Genomic DNA, 17,519 nt, shown 5'->3' with positions numbered 1-17,519 from the left:
GCGTACGCCGTCCTGCGAAGTGGCGGGCGCGTCGTCCGCCGCTACAATGCGCCTATGCCATCAGACAGGGGAGCCACGATGTTAAGCGACCGCTTTGGTCGTTCGATCGACTATCTGCGGGTGTCGGTGACGGATCGCTGCGATCTGCGCTGCACCTACTGCATGCCCAAGGATTTCAAGGGCTATGAAGACCCGCCGGACTGGCTGAGCTTTGCCGAAATCGAACGTGTGGTGGGCCTTTTCGCCCGCTTGGGGACGTCGCGCGTGCGCCTGACCGGCGGCGAACCGCTGACCCGGCGCCACCTGCCGCAACTGGCCTCGCGCCTGGCTGCGCTGCCGGGCGTGCGCGACCTGTCGCTGTCGACCAACGGCACGCGGCTGGCGCGCCACGCCGAGGCGCTGCGCGCGGCCGGCGTCGGCCGGGTCAACGTCAGCCTCGATTCGCTGGACCGCGACTGCATGGCCAACATCACCGGGCGCGATTGCCTGCCCAGCGTGCTGCAAGGGCTGCGGGCGGCCAAGGCGGCCGGACTGGCGCCGGTCAAGATCAACATGGTGGCCATGCGCGGCGTGAACGACGCCGAGATCGACGCCATGGCCGCCTTCTGCATCGAGCAGGGCTTCATGCTGCGGCTGATCGAGGTGATGCCGATGGGGGACACCGGCCGCAACACCGCCTACCTCAACCTGGCGCCGGTGCGCGAGCGGCTGGCGCGGCGCTTCGGCCTGCGGCCGCAGGCGCTGGAGCTGGGCGGCGGGCCGGCCCGTTACTGGAGCACGGCCGACGGCCGGGCCAGCATCGGCTTCATCACGCCGCTGTCGCAGCACTTCTGCGCCAGCTGCAACCGGGTGCGGCTGGCGGTGGACGGCACGCTCTACCTGTGCCTGGGGCAGGAGCAGCAATACCCGCTGCGGCCGCTGCTGCGCGGCGGCGCCAGCGACGCCGAACTGGAACAGGCGATACGGGCGGCGATCGAACTCAAGCCGCAGCAGCACGATTTCAACCGCCGGCCGGAGCGCATCGTGCGCTTCATGTCGCAGACGGGCGGCTGAGCCTCGTTTATACTAGCCGGGCAGATTGACGGAGGCTTGATGACACACCCTTACACCGCCGCCGGGCGCGCGACGCCATGCTGAGGTCCGCGCTATTCGCCGGCTGGCATAAACTGTCGACCCGCATCGTCGGGCTGCTGCTGAGTTTTATGGCGGTGGCGCTGATGGTGATCGGCTCGACCCTGTTCCTGTCCTGGCAACTGGAGGGCAGCGCCGCCGTGATCAACGTGGCCGGCAGCCTGCGCATGGAAAGCTACCGGCTGGCCATGCTGGCCGGCCGCCTGGCCGACCGCCAGGCCCGCGCCGCGGCCGAGGAAGGCCTGCGCGGCCAGCTGCGGCGCATCGACGACACCCTGGAGCTGGTGCGCCAGGGCGATCCGCAGCGCCCGCTGTTCCTGCCGCCCACCGCCGCCATCCGCGACGGCTTCGCGCAGTTGCAGGATGAATGGCGCGGCGCGCTGGCGCCGCGCGTGCGCGCCCTGATGGCGGCGCCGGCGGTGACGCCGGCGCAGGGCTACGAGGTCCAGCAATATACCGAGCAGTTCGTGCGCCGGGTCGACAACCTGGTGCAGCGCATCGAGCGCGACAGCGAGAGCCGCACCTTCTGGCTGCGCGCCTCCCAGCTGCTGCTGCTCGGCCTGGCCATGGCCGGCACGGTCAGCATCATCTACCTGCTGTTCGATATGATCGTGGCGCCGGTGACGCGCCTGCAGGGCGGCCTGGAACGCATGCGCGAGCAGGACTTCGGCGTGCGCCTGCCGGTGGACAGCAACGATGAATTCGGCATGCTGGCGCTGGGCTTCAATCAGATGGCGGACAAGCTGCAGGATTCCTATGGATCGCTGGAGGCGCGGGTGCGGGAAAAGACGTCCGAGCTGGAACGGCAGAACCGCGAACTGGCGCTGCTGTACGACAGCGCCGCCTTCCTGCAGCAGCCGCAGGCGGCCGAAGCCATGTGCCGCGGCTTCCTGCGGCGCATCTGCGACTATTTCGGCGCCGACGGCGGCTCGGTGCGCGTGCTGGACCCGGACCGCGACAATATCCACATGCTGGTCCACCAGGGCATTTCGGCCGAGCTGGTGGAATCCGAGCGCTGCCTGAAGGTGGGCGACTGCCTGTGCGGCGAGGCGGTGGTCAACAAGCTGGCGGTGGTGCACGACCTGCGGCGCATGGACAGCGGCCATAACCTGCAGTGCCGGCGCGAGGGCTTCGCCACGGTGTCGATCTTCCATATCTTCGGCCGCAGCGCGTACCTGGGCTTCTTCAATCTGCACTTCCGCCAGAACACGGTGTTCTCGGCGGCGCAGACGGCGTTGCTGGAGACGCTGGGGCAGTTGCTGGGCGCGGCCATCGAGAATCAGCGCCTGCAGGGGCGCGAGCGCGAGCTGGCGATTTCCGAGGAGCGCAACCTGGTGGCCCAGGGCCTGCACGACAGCATCGCCCAGGGCCTGAACTTCCTCAACCTGCAGGTGCAGATGCTGGAGCAGTCGCTGCGGCGGCAGCGGCTGGACGAGGTGGAAGGCATCGTGCCGGCCCTGCGCGCCGGTGTCGAGGAGAGCTACCAGGACGTGCGCGAGCTGCTGCACAATTTCCGCACCCGGCTGCAGGAGGGGACGCTGGCCGCGTCGCTGGCGACCGTGATCGACAAGTTCAGCCGCCAGAGCGGCATCGAGGTGGCGTTCGAGGCCGACAGCGACGGCGCGCCGTTCCCGCGCGAGCACCAGCTGCAATTGCTGTTCATCGTGCAGGAGGCGCTGTCCAACGTGCGCAAGCACGCGGCCGCCCGCCACGTGTGGATACGGCTGGCCGACCAGCAGGACTTCACTCTCAGCATACGCGACGACGGCCAGGGCTTCGATCCGGCGTCGCTGGCGTCGCTGGACGAGGCCCACGTGGGGATCAACATCATGCGCGAGCGCGCCCAGCGCATCGACGCCCGGCTGCAACTGACGTCCGCGCCCGGCGCCGGCACCGAGGTGGTGCTGCATCTGCCGCGCGCCCAGCGCCGCGCGGCCTGAATCAGAAAGGAATCCATGGAAAGCACCCAACCCGCGATCAGCGTGCTGCTGGTCGACGATCACACCCTGTTCCGCAGCGGCATCCGCTCGCTGCTGCAACGCCATCCGGAGTTCGCCGTGGTGGGCGAGGCGGCCGACGGCTTTGAAGGCGTCAAGCGCGCGCAGCAGCTCAAGCCGCAGGTGATATTGCTGGACCTGAACATGCCCGGCATATCCGGGCTGGAGACGCTGCAGCTGCTGCGCACGGATTGCCCGGACAGCGCGGTGGTGATGCTGACCGTGTCCGAGGATGCGGAAGACCTGAGCACCGCGCTCAAGGCCGGCGCCAGCGGCTATCTGCTGAAGAATATCGACACCGACTACCTGACCCGCGCCATCCGCCGCGCCGCCGCCGGCGAGACGGTGGTGGCGGAGGCCATGACGGCCAAGCTGGTGGCCCAGCTGCAGAGCGGGGCGGCGGCGCCGGCGCCGTCCGAGCTGGACCGCCTGACGCCGCGCGAGCGCCAGATCCTCGACTGCCTGGCGCGCGGCGACAGCAACAAGGGCATCGCGCGCAGCCTGGACCTGGCCGAGAGCACGGTCAAGATCCATGTCCAGAGCGTGCTGAAGAAACTCAAGCTCAGCAGCCGCGTGCAGGCCGCCGTGTACGCGGTCGAGCACCGCAGGCAGCACGGCGGCTGACACGGCGGCCCGGCGCCCGCGTCAGCCGCCGCAGCAACCGCCGCAGCAGCCGCCGGCCGCTTCCCGCGCGGCGGCGGGGTAGCCCGCCGCCGACAACTGGCGCGCCAGCATCGGCGGCGTCACCCGCGACGCGTCCAGCAGCACGCTGGCGATGCTGTCGCGCAGCGAGACTTGCGCGTCGCTGACGCCCGGTATGCCGCGCAGCAGTTCGGTGATCTTGTCGGCGCAGGCCACGTCTTCCATGCCTTCGATATTCAGTACGGCGGTTTGCATCTCGGTTCCTCGTTTCAGTGGTTAACGCCTTCAGACTAAGGCAAGCGCCGCGCGCGGGCCACCCGAGCCTGGAATTTCTTGATCCAGATTATGCGTATCGGGGATACCTCTTCACGCCGCCCGGTAGCGGGGGGACAATGCAGCCATCTATCCATGGGAGTTGATCATGACCCTGTTACGCATCGAGGAACCCGCACGCATGACGGCCGGCGCCAGCCGCCCCTTGTGGCGCCTGGGCTTCCGTCCTTTCTACCTTGGCGCCGCCGCGTTCGCCGCGCTGGCCGTGCCGCTGTGGCTGGCGCAATACCTGGGCTGGCTGCCGGCGCACCTGGGCGAGGTCTTGCACCTGGGCTTTGGCTGGCATGTGCACGAGATGGTGTTCGGCATGGCGGTGGCGGTGGTGGTGGGCTTCCTGTACACCGCCGGCTATAACTGGACCGGCCTGTGGACGCCGACCGGCGCCCATTTGCGCGCGCTGGTCGCGCTGTGGCTGGCGGGACGCCTGGCCATGCTGCTGGCGCCGCCACCGCTGGCCATCGCCGTCGACCTGCTGTTCCTGCCGGCGGCGACCTGGCCGCTGTGGCGCGTGATGCGCCAGGCCGGGAACCGCCGCAATTACTTCCTGGTCGGTCTGCTGGGATTGCTGGCGCTGGCCAATGCGGCCTTCCATGCCGCCTCGCAGGGCTGGATCGCCATCGCGCCGGGCGCGCCGGCACAGGCCGCGGTACTGGTGATCGTGATGATGGAGGCGGCGATCGGCACCCGCGTGATCCCCATGTTTACCCGCAACGGCGCGCCCGGCACCACCCCGCTGGTGCAGGCCGGGCTGGACCGCTGGTCGCTGGGAACGCTGGCCGCCGCCGCGCTGGGATGGATCGCCGGCGCGCCGGCCTGGCTGTTCGCGCCGTTGGCGCTGGTGGCGGCCGCGCTGATCCTGCTGCGGCTGTGGCGCTGGCAGGCCCTGCGCACGCTGCAGGTGCCGCTGTTATGGATCATGCACCTGTCGTATGCGTGGATCGCGGCCGGCCTGGTGCTGCTGGCGCTGGCGCGCTGCCAGCTGCTGGGCAGCAGCGCCGGCTTCCATGCGCTGACGGTCGGCTCCATGGCCGGCCTGATACTGGGCATGATCACCCGCACCGCGCTGGGCCACACCGGCCGGATGCTGAAGGCGGGCGGCGGCGAACGCGCGATGTTCGTGCTGATCCAGGCGAGCGCGGTGGCGCGGGTGGCGGCGGCGCTGGACCTGGGGGCGCAGCCGCTGCTGCTGGCTGTCAGCGGCGTGTGCTGGACGGTCGCCTTCCTGGCGTACGTGGCGGTCTACTTGCCTTACCTGTGCGCCGCCCGGATCGACGGCAAGGCTGGCTGATATGGGCCGGAGGTCCCGCCGGTCAGGCCGGGGAGTGTTGTAGAGCTGCCAATCTTGCTGTGATTTTTCAGCAAAAACAAGGGTTTGCTATTGCGTTCGGGGAACGACGCTGCCATAATACGCGCCTTGGAAATGTCCCCATCGTCTAGAGGCCTAGGACATCACCCTTTCACGGTGAGTACCGGGGTTCGAATCCCCGTGGGGACGCCAAAAGACATTTCCAAAGGCCAGTACGGACAGCTTTCTGTCCCCATCGTCTAGAGGCCTAGGACATCACCCTTTCACGGTGAGTACCGGGGTTCGAATCCCCGTGGGGACGCCAAATCATGCAAAAAGCCGCCTTGTGCGGCTTTTTGCATTTCCGGCCCTACCACGTCAGCGGCGCGTACGGCATCGGCGGCCGGTAGTAGGGCAGCACACCCAGCGCGAACGGATCGTAGGCCGGCGCCGCCATCATCGGCATCATGCGCAATTGCTGCGGCTGTGGTTGCGAAGCGGCGGTGTTCAATCCCACCGACAGCAGCACATCCGGCAAGCCATATCCCGTGCGGCTCTGGTCGCCCAGGCTGACGCGGCGCGCGCTGGCGCGGATGACCTGGAACAGCCGCTCGACCCGCTCCGGCCCGCGCGTCTTGTATTGCGGCGTCTGGAAGTCCGGATGATGCGCCAGGCACAGCGCGGCCAGCCCGGTCACGTGCGGCGTCGCCATCGAGGTGCCGTCCCACGCGGCGAAGTTATTCGGCGGCACGCAGGAGGTGATGGCCACGCCCGGCGCGCACACCGCCACCTGCGGCCCGAAGCAGCTGAACCTGGCGGTGAAGTAGCCGTAGGCGTCGACGTTGCTGTCCAGCGTTTGCGCGTGGTAGCTGTCGGCCGGGAATTCATCGAGCTTGCCGATGGCCGCCACCGCCAGCACATTCGGCGACGAGGCCGGATACTGCACCGGTCCGCCCGAATTGCCGGCCGCCACCACACAGGCGATCCCGGCCCGCTTGGCGCGGATGATTTGCTGCTCCAGCGCTTCCGATACCTCGGCGCCGCCCAGCGACAGATTCACCACGTCGATCTGCTTGTCGATGCAGTACTCCAGCGCGTCGATCAGCTGGCTCACCTGCCCGCCGGGGAACAGCTTGCAGGCATGGACTTCCGCGTCCGGCGCAAAACCGCGGATGCCGGAGGCGATGTCGGCCGCCGCGATCACGCCGGCGCAGTGGGTGCCGTGGCCCAGCGTGTCCTGGTCCCAGCCGTTGGGATTGGTCTTTTTGTTGATGATGTCGAAGCCGGCGCGGATGCCGCGCAGATTGTCGTGGGTGGTGGCGGCGCCGGAATCGATGATGGCGATCTTCACGCCCTGGCCGCGATACGAGCCGGGCAACTGGTCCAGCCGCATGGCTTTCTGGCCCCAGCCATAGCAGCGCTGGCGCGGAAAGCCGCTCAGCGCCGGCCAGTCGGACAGGGCGCGCAGGGCCACCACGTTGGCTTCGTCGGGGCTGATGTCGGGATCGCGCTGGTAGAAGCTCCAGTAGTCGGCCTTCGGCTTGACGTACAGGCCGCGCACGGTCTCGCGCGTTTCGCCAAACAGCGACAGGGTGACCTGGCCGTTGGCATCGGTCACGCCGCTGGCCGGCAGCATGCTGCCAAACAGCGACACTTCGGCATTGGCCTGCGGCGCGCCATCCTTGCCGACCACGCTGATCACGGCGTTCAGCACCGGCCCGCCGCTGTCGGTCGGCGCCACGCCGGTGACCATGGCCGGCTGGCGCAGCGCGGCTTCCATCAGGTTCAGCGGCTGATCGTGTTCGACCAGCAGCCGGCCCTGGCCTTGCTGGTGCAGGGTGGTCGCTTTCTGCTCGGTCATGCGCGCCACCAGCACGCCGTGGCCGCCGCCCATGCCGTCGGCCAGCGCGCCCAGCACGGATTTGGGGCCGACCTTGTCGACCACCTCGATATCGCTGCTGTTGCGCAGCGCCTGTTCCAGCGCGTCAAACTGCAAAGGCTGGAAGCCCAGCGCCTGCAAGCCTTCCGGCGCCTGACGCGGGGCGATGACGTATTGTTTCTTGCGCGCGCCGATGTTGCGGCCGGCATGGCCGGCGTTGCCGGTGCTGGCTGTGCTGCCATTGCTTTGCGGCGTGACGCTGCTTTCCGCCGTCGCGGTGGCATCCGTGTCGGCGGGGGAGGGCGAGGGGAGGTCTGGCGGCGTGGTGCTGCCGCCACTCGGATTTTTAGGCATGATCTTCCTTTCAAAAGGGATCGAGCGGACCGTCGCCGAACATGGTCAGCGGCCTGTCCGGCTCGATCGTGAGTTGATGCGTGGGGGTGCCGGTCTGGCGGAAATGCTGTTCCAGCAGCTGTGCCTTGGCCGGCGTGATTTCCACCACCGCCGTGTGCGGCCGTTCGCGCGGACCGATGACGTCGAGTACCGTGATGTCGTCGTCGGTGGCGGCCACCGCCAGGAAATCGTTCAGCGGCGCGCCGCGCGCGGCGTGGACCAGGAAGCGCGCCTTGTCGGACAGGGGCTGCGGCGGGCCGGAAGTGCTGGGCGTGTTGGGCATAAAGATTCTCCTCAAGGCAGCGCCCTCCGGCGGCCGCGGCCACCGGAGGGCAGGGTGGCGGACTGTGTCAGTGCAGGGTTTGCTGACCGCCATACATGGCGGTGTTGCCCTGCTGCGCGGCCAGTTGCGCCAGTTGTGCCTGTTGTTGTGCGTAGGCGGCGCTGACCGGGTCCATGCCAAACGGCAGCATGCCGCCCAGCTGACCGGCGATGCCGCCGATGGTGCCGCCCAGGCCGGAGTTACCGAAGGCGCCGCCGATCAAGCCGCCCAGCGGACGTCCCACGCTCTTGATGATGTTGCCGAACCAGCCTTGCGGCGCCAGGCCCTGTTCCTGCATTTGCTGCGCCAGCGCTTCCTGTTGCGCTTGTTGCGCGTAGGCGGCCGTCACCGGGTCCGCGCCGAACGGCAGCAGGTTGGGCTGTTGCGGAATGAAGGGGTTGTAGACGCTGGTGTAGGGATGGTTCTTGCGCCACAGGTCGCCAAACAGGCTTTGCGGCGCCAGCCCTTGCTGCGCATAGGCGGCCGTCACCGGGTCGAGGCCGAACGGCAGCATGCCGCCCAGCTGGCCGGCGATGCCGCCGATGGTGCCGCCCAGGCCGGCGTTGCCAAAGGCGCCGCCGATCGCGCTGCCCAGCGGCGCACCCACGCTCTTGATGATGTTGCCGAACCAGCCTTGTGGCGCCAGCTGGCCCATTTGCGCCTGTTGCAGCAGTTGCTGTTGCTGTTGTTGCTGCGCGTAGGCGGCCGTGACGGGATCGACGCCAAACGGCAGCAGGCTGCCGCCAATGCCGCCGGCCGCCTGGCCGATCTGGCGGCCAAGATTGGCATTGCCGAACAGGCCGCCGATGCCGCGTCCGATCAGGCCGCCCAGTGGCGCGCCCAGCAGGCCGCCAAGAAAGCCTTGTGGCGCCAGGCCGCCGTATTGTTGAGGGATGAGTGGTTGTCCATAAAATTCATTCATGACATCTCCTTGTTGTAAGTGACAGCGGGCCGGTGGGCCGCGCTGGTAGGATTGGACTGACAGCCCCCCGGGAAGTTTTGGTATTCTTGGTTGCCGCCGCGCGTTAATCAGGTATCATCCAGCCTCGATTTTTCAGCTCGCTTGCCATGACCCCTTTCCGCCGCCTCGATTTGTTCTGCCGCGTCGTCGACAACTACGGCGATATCGGTATTTGCTGGCGTCTGGCCAAACAGCTGGCGCACGAGCATGGGCTGGCGGTGACCTTGTTCGTGGACGACCTGGCCAGCTTCAAGCGCATCTGCCCGCAGGTGGACGTGGCCGCCGACCGCCAGCAGGTGGACGGCGTGACGGTGCGGCACTGGCGCGACCAGGACGGCGTCTACACGCCGGCCGAGGTGGCCGACATCGTGATCGAGTTCTTCGCGGTCGACATCCCGCCGGGCTACATCGACGCCATGGCCCAGCGCGAGCCGCGCCCGGTGTGGTTCAATCTGGAGGGCTTGACGGCGGAGGAGTGGGTGGAAGGCTGCCATCGCCTGCCGTCGATGCAGCCGCGCGCGATGACCAAGTACTTCTTCTTCCCCGGCTTTACCGCGCAAACCGGCGGCCTGCTGCGCGAGGCCGGGCTGGAGCGGCAGCGCGCGCAGTTCGAGCCGTCGGCCTTCCTGTCGCAGCTGGGGCTGACGCCGGCCGAGATCACTTCGCGCAAGCTGTCCTTGTTCTGTTATCCGCATGCGCCGGTATCGGCCTTGTTCGAGGTGTGGCAGAACAGCGGGCAGCCCATCACCTGCCTGGTGCCGGAGGGCGTGGCGGCCGACGCGGTGCAGGCGTTCACCGGTGGCGCCGGCGTGGCCACGCAGGGCGCGCTGACGGTGCGCGTGCTGCCCTTCGTGCCCCAGCCCGACTACGACAAGCTGCTCTGGGCCTGCGACCTGAACTTTGTGCGCGGCGAGGACTCCTTCGTGCGCGCGCAGTGGGCCGGCAAGCCCTTCATCTGGCATATCTACCCGCAGGACGAGAACCTGCATCACAAAAAGCTGCGCGCCTTCCTGCAACGCTACGCGGCAGATCTGCCGGGACTGGCCGATTTCTCGCTGCGCTGGAATGGCGCCCCCACGCCGGGCGAGGCCGATAGCTGGACTGCGTCGTGGGCGGCGTTGGCGGCCGAAGCCGATGCCGCCACCGCCCGCGCCGCCGAGTGGCAACAGCAAATGCTGGCGCACGGCGACTTGGCCACCAATATGCTGTCGTTTGCAGCCACGCTGAGATAGGCGCTCAGCCAAAAAACAGGTACAATGCCGGGTTTAGCTCTGTATCGCTTTTTTTCGATCAAACGTCAGGCGACGATGATCTTTACGCAACCACTTTATTAAGTAGAATCGCTATGAAACCAGCAAAAGAAATTCGTGTCGGCAACATTATCATGGTTGACGCTAAGCCATTCATCGTACTGCGCTCCGACGTCAACGGTTCGAGCCGCACGGGCTTCACCTACAAATGGAAAATGAAGAACCTGCTGACCAACGCCCCATTCGAGAGCGTGTTCCGCGGCGACGACAAATTCGACGTAGTGGTTCTGGACAAGAAGCCAGTAACCTACTCGTACTTCGCGGACCCGCTGTACGTGTTCATGGATGCCGACTACGAGCAGTATGAAATCGAAGAAGAAAACCTGGGCGACGCCCTGAACTACCTGAAAGACGGCATGGAATGCGAAGCCGTGTTCTACGACGGCAAGGCGATCTCGGTTGAACTGCCAACCACCATCCAGCGTCAGATCATCTACTCGGAGCCAGCGGTTAAAGGCAACACCTCGGGCAACGTGACCAAGGAAGCCAAGATCGAAAACGCCATCGAGTCGAAACAGTTCACCATTCAGGTGCCGCTGTTCGTGTCGCAAGACGACATCGTCGAGATCGACACCCGCACCAACGAATTCAAGAAAGTGGTTCGCGGCTAAGTAGCCCGTCCCCCCAAAAAGCACCTGCGTGCTGAGACGGCCAAGGCCGTCTCATGGCCGCAGGTGTTTTTTTTTGTTTATTTTTGTGGTGCAACTTGCAAGCTGCTGATATATTAATGCGACGCAACAAACGCGGTGCATTAGTGAAACCACTCACGGGGATGGCATGAATCGCAGGGATTTCGTAAAACTCGGCAATCCGCCGGGTCGGCAGCTGGGCACTGGCGGTATCCTCGACGCCGGCGTCCGCGAGCAGCAGCGCTTGATGGAGGTTGGCAAACTGACCTCGCATTGGCTGACTTCACAATATCTGGCGCGCCTCCGGTTGAGCGGCAAGGCGGTCGAGATCCATCCGCACGCGCTGAAATTCGCGCTGGACATGGACCGTGAGCGCAACCTGAAACGTGTGCGTGGACCGCTGCACGGCATTCCGGTGCTGATCAAGGATGGCGCCGAGCCGCTGGCGATCCAGTTGCGCGCGGCCGGCGCGGTCATCATGGGTAAGCTCGCGCAAGGCGAGTTTGCGTCCCTGACCATGTCCTCGATTCTGGGCATGGATCCGATCATGCGGCAGCATGACGGGGCAGTCCAGCGGGTGCTGCTGGATTTGAAATCGCATGGCGCGCTGCTGGTTGATACCTCGACGCCGGCTTCCGGCGCCGACAAGGGGATCAACGTGCTAGTGTTTCAGCACATGGCGGAAGGTCGGCTCGATGCCCATCGCGTGCAGGTGCCGGACGATGTCTTCCAGCGTGGCGTCCCGGAGCAGCAGGTCTTGCCGCTCAGCGCTTGATGGCGCGGTGGCGGGTGAGGGCGCCGGCGCGGCATCGTGCTTGCGGCGCAGCGTAGCCAGCGCCTGATTGAATTCTTCTTCCGTGATGCTGGCCAGGGGCTCCAGGAAGACCGCCTGCGCGGTTTCCGGTGGCGCCATTTCCAGTCCAAGATCTTCGGCCAGAGCGCCGCCCATGCCGGGGTTGACGAAGGCCGCCCACAGGCCGGTGGCGCGATTCTGCGCCGGCGGCAAATCGACGCGGTTGCGGCCGAAGTCAATCGGCTCGTCTTCAAAGTAGGCCTTATGCAGCAAGGCGAGGAATTGTTTTGCCTGCGCTTCCGGTATCGGCCGTGCCAGCGACAGCCACAGTCGGTAACACTCTCCGCCCGATACGCTGACCGCCGGCGCGGGCAAGCCCAGTTCCGTTTGCAGCGCGTTGGCCACATCGCACAGGCGCGCCCAGTGCTGTTCCTCGGCCGCCTTGGGGAAGTCGATCACCAGCGTGCGCATGAGGCCATCGGTGCTGACCAGGTCTATCGCCTGGCCGCCGTATTGCTGGCCGGTGAGCAGATAAAGTCTTTGTAGTTCAGAAGTCAATTTTTGCATGAATCCATTGTACTATCAGCAGGTCGCAGCCGTGGCGCTGCATCGCTTGGGGAACTGACAGAATGTTTGCTGCATTGGCTTTGAGTGTGTGATGGGCGATGGCGGGCGAGTTCGCCGTGCCGCATCGGTTGATCGACGTGGGCGGCGGCCGCAAGATGAATTTGTATTGCAGCGGCCACGGGGCGGTGACCGTGGTGTTCGACGCGCCATCCGGCGACGCCGGCTGGTCGTGGTATCGCGTGCAGCCGGAGGTTGCGAAGCACGCGCGCGCCTGCGTGTTCGACCGCGCCGGCTTCGGCTTCAGCGACCCTGCCGCCACCCCGAATACTTCCGAGAGCGTGGCGGCGGACCTGCACAAGCTGTTGGCGGCGGCTGGCGAAAAAGCGCCGTACATTATGGTTGGCAATTCGCTGGGCGGCGCGAATGTGCAGGTGTATGCGTATCGCCATCCTTCGGATGTGAAGGGCTTGGTGCTGGTCGAGGCACAGCACGAAGACGAGACGGCACGCCTGAATAAGGTCACGGACGGCAAGGTCAAGCAGATCTACGCGATGGTCGAAGGGCAGGGCCAGTACTGTCTGGCGGCGGCGCGGAAAGGTTTTGCGCAAGATGCCGAGGCGCAGGCCAACTGTATCGGTAAGCCACTGGACACTTTTGGCCCGCAGCTCGGCGCCGCGCTGTTAGCGTCAGAGTCCAAGCTGTCCTACTGGCAGGCCAACGTGGCGGAGTATGCGGCCATTGCGACCAGTGATGAACAGCTGCGCAAGCTGCGTCGCCCGTTTGGCGATATCCCGCTGGTGGTGCTGACGCGCGGTGTCAGCCCGTACGCGGTGCCGGGCCAGCCACAAAGCGCGTTGAATAAAGCCTTCGAGGATGAGAACTACGCGGTGCAGAAGGAGTTCACCAAACTATCAACGCGCAGCACGCAGCGCGTGGTGGCCGGCGCCGGCCACGTGATCCAGGCCGACAAGCCGGAGGCGGTGGTCGACGCCGTGCTGGAGGTATTGAAGCAGGTCACACCGTAACGCCCAGCTCTTGCAGGATCTGCTCCTTCATCTGCTGTAGCTCCGGATTGGAGAGCTTGCGCGGATGTGGGTGCGGGACCTCAAACACGGCCTGGATGCGTGTCGGACGCGGTGACAGTACCAGCACGCGGTCCGCCATGAACAGGGCTTCTTCCACATCGTGCGTGATCAGCAGCACGGTGTGGCGCTCTTCGCCGAGGATGCGCAGCAGCTCGTTGCGCATCTTGAGGTTCATCAGCGCGTCCAGCGCGGAGAAGGGCTCGTCCATGTAAAGGATTTCGGGCTTGACCACCAGCGCCCGCGCGATCTCCACCCGTTTCAGCATGCCGCCCGAGAGTTCGTGCGGATAGCTGTTCTCAAAACCCTTGAGGCCGACCATCTCCGCGTAGTGATCCGCCAGCGCGGCCTTGTCGCCGTGGCCGTCGCCGGTCAGGCCGAACATCAGGTTTTGCTGCACCGTCAGCCACGGGAACACGGAGCCGTGTTGCGAGATGGCGATGCCTTTCGGGCTGGGACCATGGCGCACGGCGCCATCGATGCGCACTTCGCCTTCGCTCGGCGGTTCAAAGCCGGCGATGATCTTCATCAGCGTCGACTTGCCGCAGCCGGATGGACCGACGATGGCGACGAATTCGCCATCCTTCACTTCCAGGCTGACGCCGCCCACCACCGGCAGGTCCTTGAATTGTTTCTGGATGTTGTTGACGACGATCTTAGCGTCCATAGCGCCACCTTACCGATTTGAGTCCTTCGAGCTTGCGCATCACCACGTCCAGTATCAGGCCGATGATGCCGATGATGATCATGCCGGCCACCACCAGGTCGTAGCGGTTGCCGGCGTTGCGCGAATCCATGATGAGGTAACCGAGGCCGGAGCGCAGCGCGATCATTTCCGCCGCCACCACTACCAGCCATGCCACGCCCAGCGCGATGCGCATGCCGACGATAATCTCCGGCAGCACGGCCGGGATGATCACCTGCCTGAATAGCACCAGGCGCGAGACGCCGAAGTTCTCGGCCGCGCGCAGGTAGCGCCGTTCGATAGTGTGCACGCCGGCGGCGGTCTGCACGATCATCGGGAACACCGAGGCGATAAAGATCAGGAACACCGGCGACAGGTTGCCGACGCCGAACCACAGGATGGCGATCGGTATCCAGGCGATGGGCGAGATCGGGCGCAGGATCTGGAAGATGGGATTGAGCGTGATATAGGCGGCGTCCACGCGGCCCATCCACAGGCCGAGCGGAATCGCCACCAGCGCGGCCAGGCCGAAACCGCAGCCGACGCGGAACAGCGAGGCGCCGATGTGTTCCCACAGCGTGCCGTCTTCCACCAGCTCCATGGTGCCGGTGACGACTTGTCCCGGTGTGGGGAAGATCACGCTTTCGGTCTGCACCACGACCACCCACCACAGGGCGATCAGTGCGACCAGCACCGCCAGCGGCGGCAGGATGGTTTTGAGTTTTTCCATAATGGTCCTTTAACTGTGCATCTTCTTCCATGCGCGCGCGGCGCGCCATTGCAGGCGCGGCCAGCCCACGGCCGGCATCTCGTCGACGACCACGCGCATTTGCCCGCTGGCGTGCGCGGTGCAGGCGAAGTCGTTGACGGAGACGGTTTCGAACGGCAGCCGGAAACTCTGGCCCGGCATGATCAGCACCGGGCCGAAGATCTGCGGCACGTTGTCCAGGTTACGCAGCAGGAGCACGTCGTTGGCGCCGTGGGTGAGGTAGATTTCGGCCGGCAGGATCTCGACCTTGTCGCCTGCCATGCGGCGCGCGTAGGTGCCGGCCGGGATTTCAAACAGTTCGTCGCGCGATGGCAGTTTGATCGGCGCGAACGCGGCCCATCCGGCGGCGGTGAGCACGGCGCTGACGACGATCAGCAGGAGGGCGCGCAGCGTCTTCAATTCTTCAGCAGCAGTTTGACGTCGTGCACCACGTCGTCGGCGGTGCGGCCGTAAGGCAGCAGTGCGCGCAGCTTGCCGGCGCTGTCGACAAAGTACAGGTAGGAGGAGTGACCGACGATGTAATCCTTGCTGCCTTCGATCGGCTTTTTGGTGGCGGTGATGCCGTAGTCCTGCCGTACCTTGGCCATTTGCTGCGGCGTGCCGGTGGCGCCGATGAAAGTAGGGTCGAAGGCGCGCAGGTAGTTGCGCATGCGTTCTTCGGTGTCGCGCTCCGGATCGACGGTGACGTAGATGACTTGCAGCTGGTCGGCCTGCGCGCCCAGTTGCTTGCGTGCCTGCGCCAGCATCGCCAGCGACACCGGGCATACGTCCACGCAGGAGGTGTAGCCGAATTCCAGCAGCACCAGCTTGCCGCGGTACTGGCTGAGCGTCAGCGGCTTGCCGTTGGAACCCTTGACGGTGAAGTCGGGCGCCATGCGCGGCGGGTCGAAGGTGCCGGCTTTGAGGCCCAGCGGTTCGGCGGCGTGGACGATGGTGGCTGCGGCCAGCAGCAGTGCGGCAACGAAGGTCTTCACAGGCTGATCGTCACAGGTTTGATGGCTTTGACGAAGCTGTCGTCCACGTAGTTTTCGTAGGCGATGGGGCGCTTGATGGTGCCTGCCTCTATCGACAGCTGCATCAACTCGTCGAATTCGGCGCGGATCATGCGCAGGTCGCCGTAGGTGACGCGGTCGGCCGGGTTCTGCATCACGAAGCGCAGCACGTTCGGATCCTGATTGAAGTACTTGCGGCCGGCGGCGATGGTGACGGCTTTCTCGCGGCTGGCAGGTCCGGCGTCCAGCCAACTGCCGGCGGCCTGTATGTAGTTGACCAGTTCCTGCACCAGCGGGCGGTTTTCCTTGATCAGTTCCTCGCGCACGGTCAGCACGCAGCAGATGTAGTTGCGCCATTCGTCACGCGTCATGGCCAGCGGGCGGGCGTAGCCGGCGCGCTGCGCGGCGGCCCCGAATGGTTCGCCGGTGCAGTAGCCATCCACGGCCTTGGCGTACAGCGCGGCCGGCATGTCGGGCGGCGCCATCTCGACGATCTCGATGTCTTTAGGCGACATTTTTTCGCGCGCCAGCATTTTGCGCAGGAACAGGAAGTCGACCGCAAAGCGGCTCGGGATGGCGATGCGCTTGCCTTTCAGGTCGGCGAACTTTTTATAGCTGGAGTCGGTACGCACCATGATGACGGCGCCCGAGCGGTGGCCCAGCGAGACGATCTTCACCGGGATGCGCTTGTCGGCCAGGTCCATCACCAGCGGCGCCAGCATGTAGGCGGCCTGGATACGGCCGGTCATCAGCGATTCTTTCACCTCCGGCCAGCCGTTGTATTTGCTGTATTCGAAGCCGCGCGGCAGGGAGCCCGGCTTGCCGGTGGCGGCTGCCTTGGCCACGCAGGCCACCGGCAGGGTGAGATTGCAGGTGACAGGCAGGCCGCCGACCTGAATTGGGGATTCGGCGGCGCTGGCGCTGGAGGAGGTCAGCAGCGGCAGCGCCGGGACGGCGGCGGACAGCATCCCGCCAAGCAGCTGGCGGCGCAGGGGCGAATCTACTTCCTCGGTACTGTGCATGGCGTGTCTCTTCCACCGTATTGTTACTGTAATTGTACTACAGGGTATTACGTAACAGTACAGCATCGGCTCTGTACAGGTCAGGCGATATGCGCTTCAGGTTGGCGACCTTGGGCAAATCGTTGTAGACGATGTACGGATCGTTCGGGTGCAGGGTCAGGTAGTTCTGGTGGTAGGACTCCGCGGTGTAGAACTTCTTGTCCATTTCGATTTTGGTCACCAGCGGCTTTTTGAAGGCGTGCGAGGCGTCCAGTTGGGCGATGTATTTTTCCGCCACGGCGCGCTGCGACGCCGTCTGCGGGAAGATGGCCGAGCGGTATTGCGTACCGCGGTCCGGTCTCTGGCGGTTCAGCTGCGTCGGATCGTGCGCCACCGAGAAGAACACTTGCAGCAGTTTGCCGTAGCTGACCTGCGTTGGATCGTAGGTGATCTTCACGGATTCGGCATGGCCGGTGTCGCCGGTTTCGACGGATTCGTAGTTGGCGGTACGTGCTTCGCCGCCGGTGTAGCCGGAGACGGCGCTGGTCACGCCTTTCACGTGCTGGAATACGCCTTGCACGCCCCAGAAGCAGCCGCCGGCGAAGATGGCGGTAGCAGTGTGCGTGGCGCCGGCCGGTTCGTCGACGGCTGGCGGGGCGATGACGACCGCTTGCTCTGCCGCGCAGGCGGTGAGGGCAGTCAGAAGGGCAAACGGTGCGGCGAGTTTGAATGCGATGTTTTTCATGTT

The 17,519-nt window shown here is 65.7% G+C and carries 19 protein-coding genes and 2 tRNA genes; 10 read left to right on the top strand and 11 right to left on the bottom strand.

Annotated features, from left to right (window positions below):
* Positions 1-78: 78 nt before the first annotated feature.
* The 3 genes from moaA to GM676_RS09580 all read left to right on the top strand — a co-directional run bounded on the left by moaA (position 79) and on the right by GM676_RS09580 (position 3,752).
* The gene (moaA, locus tag GM676_RS09590) at positions 79-1,053 is read left to right on the top strand and encodes a GTP 3',8-cyclase MoaA (protein ID WP_155463304.1); all 975 of its coding nucleotides are present in this window, start codon (positions 79-81) and stop codon (positions 1,051-1,053) included.
* A 77-nt stretch (positions 1,054-1,130) separates the two neighbouring features.
* On the top strand, positions 1,131-3,071 hold the full coding sequence (locus tag GM676_RS09585; RefSeq protein WP_155463303.1) for a type IV pili methyl-accepting chemotaxis transducer N-terminal domain-containing protein: 1,941 nt from the start codon (positions 1,131-1,133) through the stop codon (positions 3,069-3,071).
* A 15-nt stretch (positions 3,072-3,086) separates the two neighbouring features.
* Positions 3,087-3,752, top strand: a complete 666-nt coding sequence (locus tag GM676_RS09580; RefSeq protein WP_155463302.1) for a response regulator — start codon at positions 3,087-3,089, stop codon at positions 3,750-3,752.
* A gap of 21 nt (positions 3,753-3,773) precedes the next feature.
* Here GM676_RS09580 and GM676_RS09575 read toward each other — a convergent pair whose 3' ends face one another.
* Complete coding sequence (locus tag GM676_RS09575) at positions 3,774-4,025, bottom strand: heavy-metal-associated domain-containing protein (protein WP_155463301.1); 252 nt, start codon at positions 4,023-4,025, stop codon at positions 3,774-3,776.
* A 166-nt stretch (positions 4,026-4,191) separates the two neighbouring features.
* Between GM676_RS09575 and GM676_RS09570 the strand changes: the two genes are divergently transcribed.
* The 3 genes from GM676_RS09570 (at position 4,192) to GM676_RS09560 (ending at position 5,713) form a co-directional block, all read left to right on the top strand.
* Positions 4,192-5,391 (top strand): NnrS family protein, encoded by a 1,200-nt coding sequence (locus tag GM676_RS09570; protein ID WP_155463300.1) that lies wholly within the window; start codon positions 4,192-4,194, stop codon positions 5,389-5,391.
* A gap of 134 nt (positions 5,392-5,525) precedes the next feature.
* Positions 5,526-5,601: transfer RNA gene (locus GM676_RS09565), tRNA-Glu, on the top strand.
* Between the two features lie 36 nt (positions 5,602-5,637).
* A tRNA-Glu gene (locus tag GM676_RS09560) sits at positions 5,638-5,713 on the top strand.
* Positions 5,714-5,758: 45 nt separating this feature from the next.
* On the opposite strand, the gene GM676_RS09555 is transcribed toward GM676_RS09560, so the two are convergent.
* The 3 genes from GM676_RS09555 to GM676_RS31540 form a co-directional block, all read right to left on the bottom strand.
* Positions 5,759-7,621, bottom strand: a complete 1,863-nt coding sequence (locus tag GM676_RS09555) for a S8 family serine peptidase (protein ID WP_155463299.1) — start codon at positions 7,619-7,621, stop codon at positions 5,759-5,761.
* A 10-nt stretch (positions 7,622-7,631) separates the two neighbouring features.
* Complete coding sequence (locus GM676_RS09550) at positions 7,632-7,943, bottom strand: hypothetical protein (RefSeq protein ID WP_155463298.1); 312 nt, start codon at positions 7,941-7,943, stop codon at positions 7,632-7,634.
* Positions 7,944-8,010: 67 nt separating this feature from the next.
* Positions 8,011-8,904 carry a hypothetical protein gene (locus GM676_RS31540; RefSeq protein WP_170304271.1) on the bottom strand — a complete coding sequence of 298 codons (894 nt, stop codon included), beginning with the start codon at positions 8,902-8,904 and terminating at the stop codon, positions 8,011-8,013.
* A 146-nt stretch (positions 8,905-9,050) separates the two neighbouring features.
* Here GM676_RS31540 and earP point away from each other — a divergent pair, with 146 nt between their 5' ends.
* The 3 genes from earP to GM676_RS32125 all read left to right on the top strand — a co-directional run bounded on the left by earP (position 9,051) and on the right by GM676_RS32125 (position 11,657).
* Positions 9,051-10,175, top strand: a complete 1,125-nt coding sequence (earP, locus tag GM676_RS09540; protein WP_155463297.1) for an elongation factor P maturation arginine rhamnosyltransferase EarP — start codon at positions 9,051-9,053, stop codon at positions 10,173-10,175.
* A 113-nt stretch (positions 10,176-10,288) separates the two neighbouring features.
* On the top strand, positions 10,289-10,864 hold the full coding sequence (locus tag GM676_RS09535; protein WP_155463296.1) for an elongation factor P: 576 nt from the start codon (positions 10,289-10,291) through the stop codon (positions 10,862-10,864).
* Between the two features lie 166 nt (positions 10,865-11,030).
* Positions 11,031-11,657: an amidase gene (locus GM676_RS32125; RefSeq protein ID WP_229262609.1), complete on the top strand. Its 627-nt coding sequence runs from the start codon at positions 11,031-11,033 to the stop codon at positions 11,655-11,657.
* On the opposite strand, the gene GM676_RS09525 is transcribed toward GM676_RS32125, so the two are convergent.
* Positions 11,544-12,242: a hypothetical protein gene (locus GM676_RS09525; protein WP_155463295.1), complete on the bottom strand. Its 699-nt coding sequence runs from the start codon at positions 12,240-12,242 to the stop codon at positions 11,544-11,546. The genes GM676_RS32125 and GM676_RS09525 overlap by 114 nt on opposite strands.
* A 98-nt stretch (positions 12,243-12,340) precedes the next feature.
* Here GM676_RS09525 and GM676_RS09520 point away from each other — a divergent pair, with 98 nt between their 5' ends.
* Complete coding sequence (locus GM676_RS09520; RefSeq protein WP_155463294.1) at positions 12,341-13,267, top strand: alpha/beta fold hydrolase; 927 nt, start codon at positions 12,341-12,343, stop codon at positions 13,265-13,267.
* Here GM676_RS09520 and GM676_RS09515 read toward each other — a convergent pair.
* The 6 genes from GM676_RS09515 to msrA are packed head-to-tail and all read right to left on the bottom strand — an operon-like array spanning position 13,257 to position 17,516.
* Positions 13,257-13,991 carry an ABC transporter ATP-binding protein gene (locus tag GM676_RS09515; protein ID WP_155463293.1) on the bottom strand — a complete coding sequence of 245 codons (735 nt, stop codon included), beginning with the start codon at positions 13,989-13,991 and terminating at the stop codon, positions 13,257-13,259. The genes GM676_RS09520 and GM676_RS09515 overlap by 11 nt on opposite strands.
* The gene (locus GM676_RS09510) at positions 13,981-14,739 is read right to left on the bottom strand and encodes an ABC transporter permease (RefSeq protein ID WP_155463292.1); all 759 of its coding nucleotides are present in this window, start codon (positions 14,737-14,739) and stop codon (positions 13,981-13,983) included. Before GM676_RS09510 ends, GM676_RS09515 begins: the two co-directional genes overlap by 11 nt.
* A 9-nt stretch (positions 14,740-14,748) precedes the next feature.
* Complete coding sequence (locus GM676_RS09505) at positions 14,749-15,177, bottom strand: cupredoxin domain-containing protein (RefSeq protein WP_170304270.1); 429 nt, start codon at positions 15,175-15,177, stop codon at positions 14,749-14,751.
* The gene (locus GM676_RS09500) at positions 15,174-15,752 is read right to left on the bottom strand and encodes an SCO family protein (RefSeq protein WP_371866170.1); all 579 of its coding nucleotides are present in this window, start codon (positions 15,750-15,752) and stop codon (positions 15,174-15,176) included. The genes GM676_RS09505 and GM676_RS09500 overlap by 4 nt, the downstream gene beginning before the upstream one ends.
* A complete protein-coding gene (locus GM676_RS09495; RefSeq protein WP_155463291.1) occupies positions 15,749-16,792 on the bottom strand; it encodes an ABC transporter substrate-binding protein in 1,044 nt (347 codons plus the stop codon). Before GM676_RS09495 ends, GM676_RS09500 begins: the two co-directional genes overlap by 4 nt.
* A gap of 37 nt (positions 16,793-16,829) precedes the next feature.
* Complete coding sequence (gene msrA, locus GM676_RS09490; RefSeq protein WP_155463290.1) at positions 16,830-17,516, bottom strand: peptide-methionine (S)-S-oxide reductase MsrA; 687 nt, start codon at positions 17,514-17,516, stop codon at positions 16,830-16,832.
* Between the last annotated feature and the right edge of the window lie 3 nt (positions 17,517-17,519).

It is taken from the genome of Duganella radicis (assembly GCF_009720825.1).
Taxonomy (GTDB): Bacteria; Pseudomonadota; Gammaproteobacteria; order Burkholderiales; family Burkholderiaceae_D; genus Rugamonas; species Rugamonas radicis.
The sequence above is the reverse complement of the archived record's forward strand: the minus strand, read 5'-3'. Positions and strand labels throughout refer to the sequence as shown.

What these genes read in the sequence shown, in the direction of transcription:
- earP (WP_155463297.1), top strand. Translation starts at nt 9,051, where the DNA reads ATGACCCCTTTCCGCCGCCTCGATTTGTTCTGCCGCGTCGTCGACAAC.
- GM676_RS09535 (WP_155463296.1), top strand. Translation starts at nt 10,289, where the DNA reads ATGAAACCAGCAAAAGAAATTCGTGTCGGCAACATTATCATGGTTGAC.
- GM676_RS09580 (WP_155463302.1), top strand. Translation starts at nt 3,087, where the DNA reads ATGGAAAGCACCCAACCCGCGATCAGCGTGCTGCTGGTCGACGATCAC.
- GM676_RS09550 (WP_155463298.1), bottom strand. Translation starts at nt 7,943, where the DNA reads ATGCCCAACACGCCCAGCACTTCCGGCCCGCCGCAGCCCCTGTCCGAC.
- GM676_RS32125 (WP_229262609.1), top strand. Translation starts at nt 11,031, where the DNA reads ATGAATCGCAGGGATTTCGTAAAACTCGGCAATCCGCCGGGTCGGCAG.
- GM676_RS09510 (WP_155463292.1), bottom strand. Translation starts at nt 14,739, where the DNA reads ATGGAAAAACTCAAAACCATCCTGCCGCCGCTGGCGGTGCTGGTCGCA.
- GM676_RS31540 (WP_170304271.1), bottom strand. Translation starts at nt 8,904, where the DNA reads ATGAATGAATTTTATGGACAACCACTCATCCCTCAACAATACGGCGGC.
- GM676_RS09525 (WP_155463295.1), bottom strand. Translation starts at nt 12,242, where the DNA reads ATGCAAAAATTGACTTCTGAACTACAAAGACTTTATCTGCTCACCGGC.
- GM676_RS09585 (WP_155463303.1), top strand. Translation starts at nt 1,131, where the DNA reads ATGCTGAGGTCCGCGCTATTCGCCGGCTGGCATAAACTGTCGACCCGC.
- GM676_RS09575 (WP_155463301.1), bottom strand. Translation starts at nt 4,025, where the DNA reads ATGCAAACCGCCGTACTGAATATCGAAGGCATGGAAGACGTGGCCTGC.
- msrA (WP_155463290.1), bottom strand. Translation starts at nt 17,516, where the DNA reads ATGAAAAACATCGCATTCAAACTCGCCGCACCGTTTGCCCTTCTGACT.
- GM676_RS09495 (WP_155463291.1), bottom strand. Translation starts at nt 16,792, where the DNA reads ATGCACAGTACCGAGGAAGTAGATTCGCCCCTGCGCCGCCAGCTGCTT.
- moaA (WP_155463304.1), top strand. Translation starts at nt 79, where the DNA reads ATGTTAAGCGACCGCTTTGGTCGTTCGATCGACTATCTGCGGGTGTCG.
- GM676_RS09555 (WP_155463299.1), bottom strand. Translation starts at nt 7,621, where the DNA reads ATGCCTAAAAATCCGAGTGGCGGCAGCACCACGCCGCCAGACCTCCCC.
- GM676_RS09515 (WP_155463293.1), bottom strand. Translation starts at nt 13,991, where the DNA reads ATGGACGCTAAGATCGTCGTCAACAACATCCAGAAACAATTCAAGGAC.
- GM676_RS09570 (WP_155463300.1), top strand. Translation starts at nt 4,192, where the DNA reads ATGACCCTGTTACGCATCGAGGAACCCGCACGCATGACGGCCGGCGCC.
- GM676_RS09520 (WP_155463294.1), top strand. Translation starts at nt 12,341, where the DNA reads ATGGCGGGCGAGTTCGCCGTGCCGCATCGGTTGATCGACGTGGGCGGC.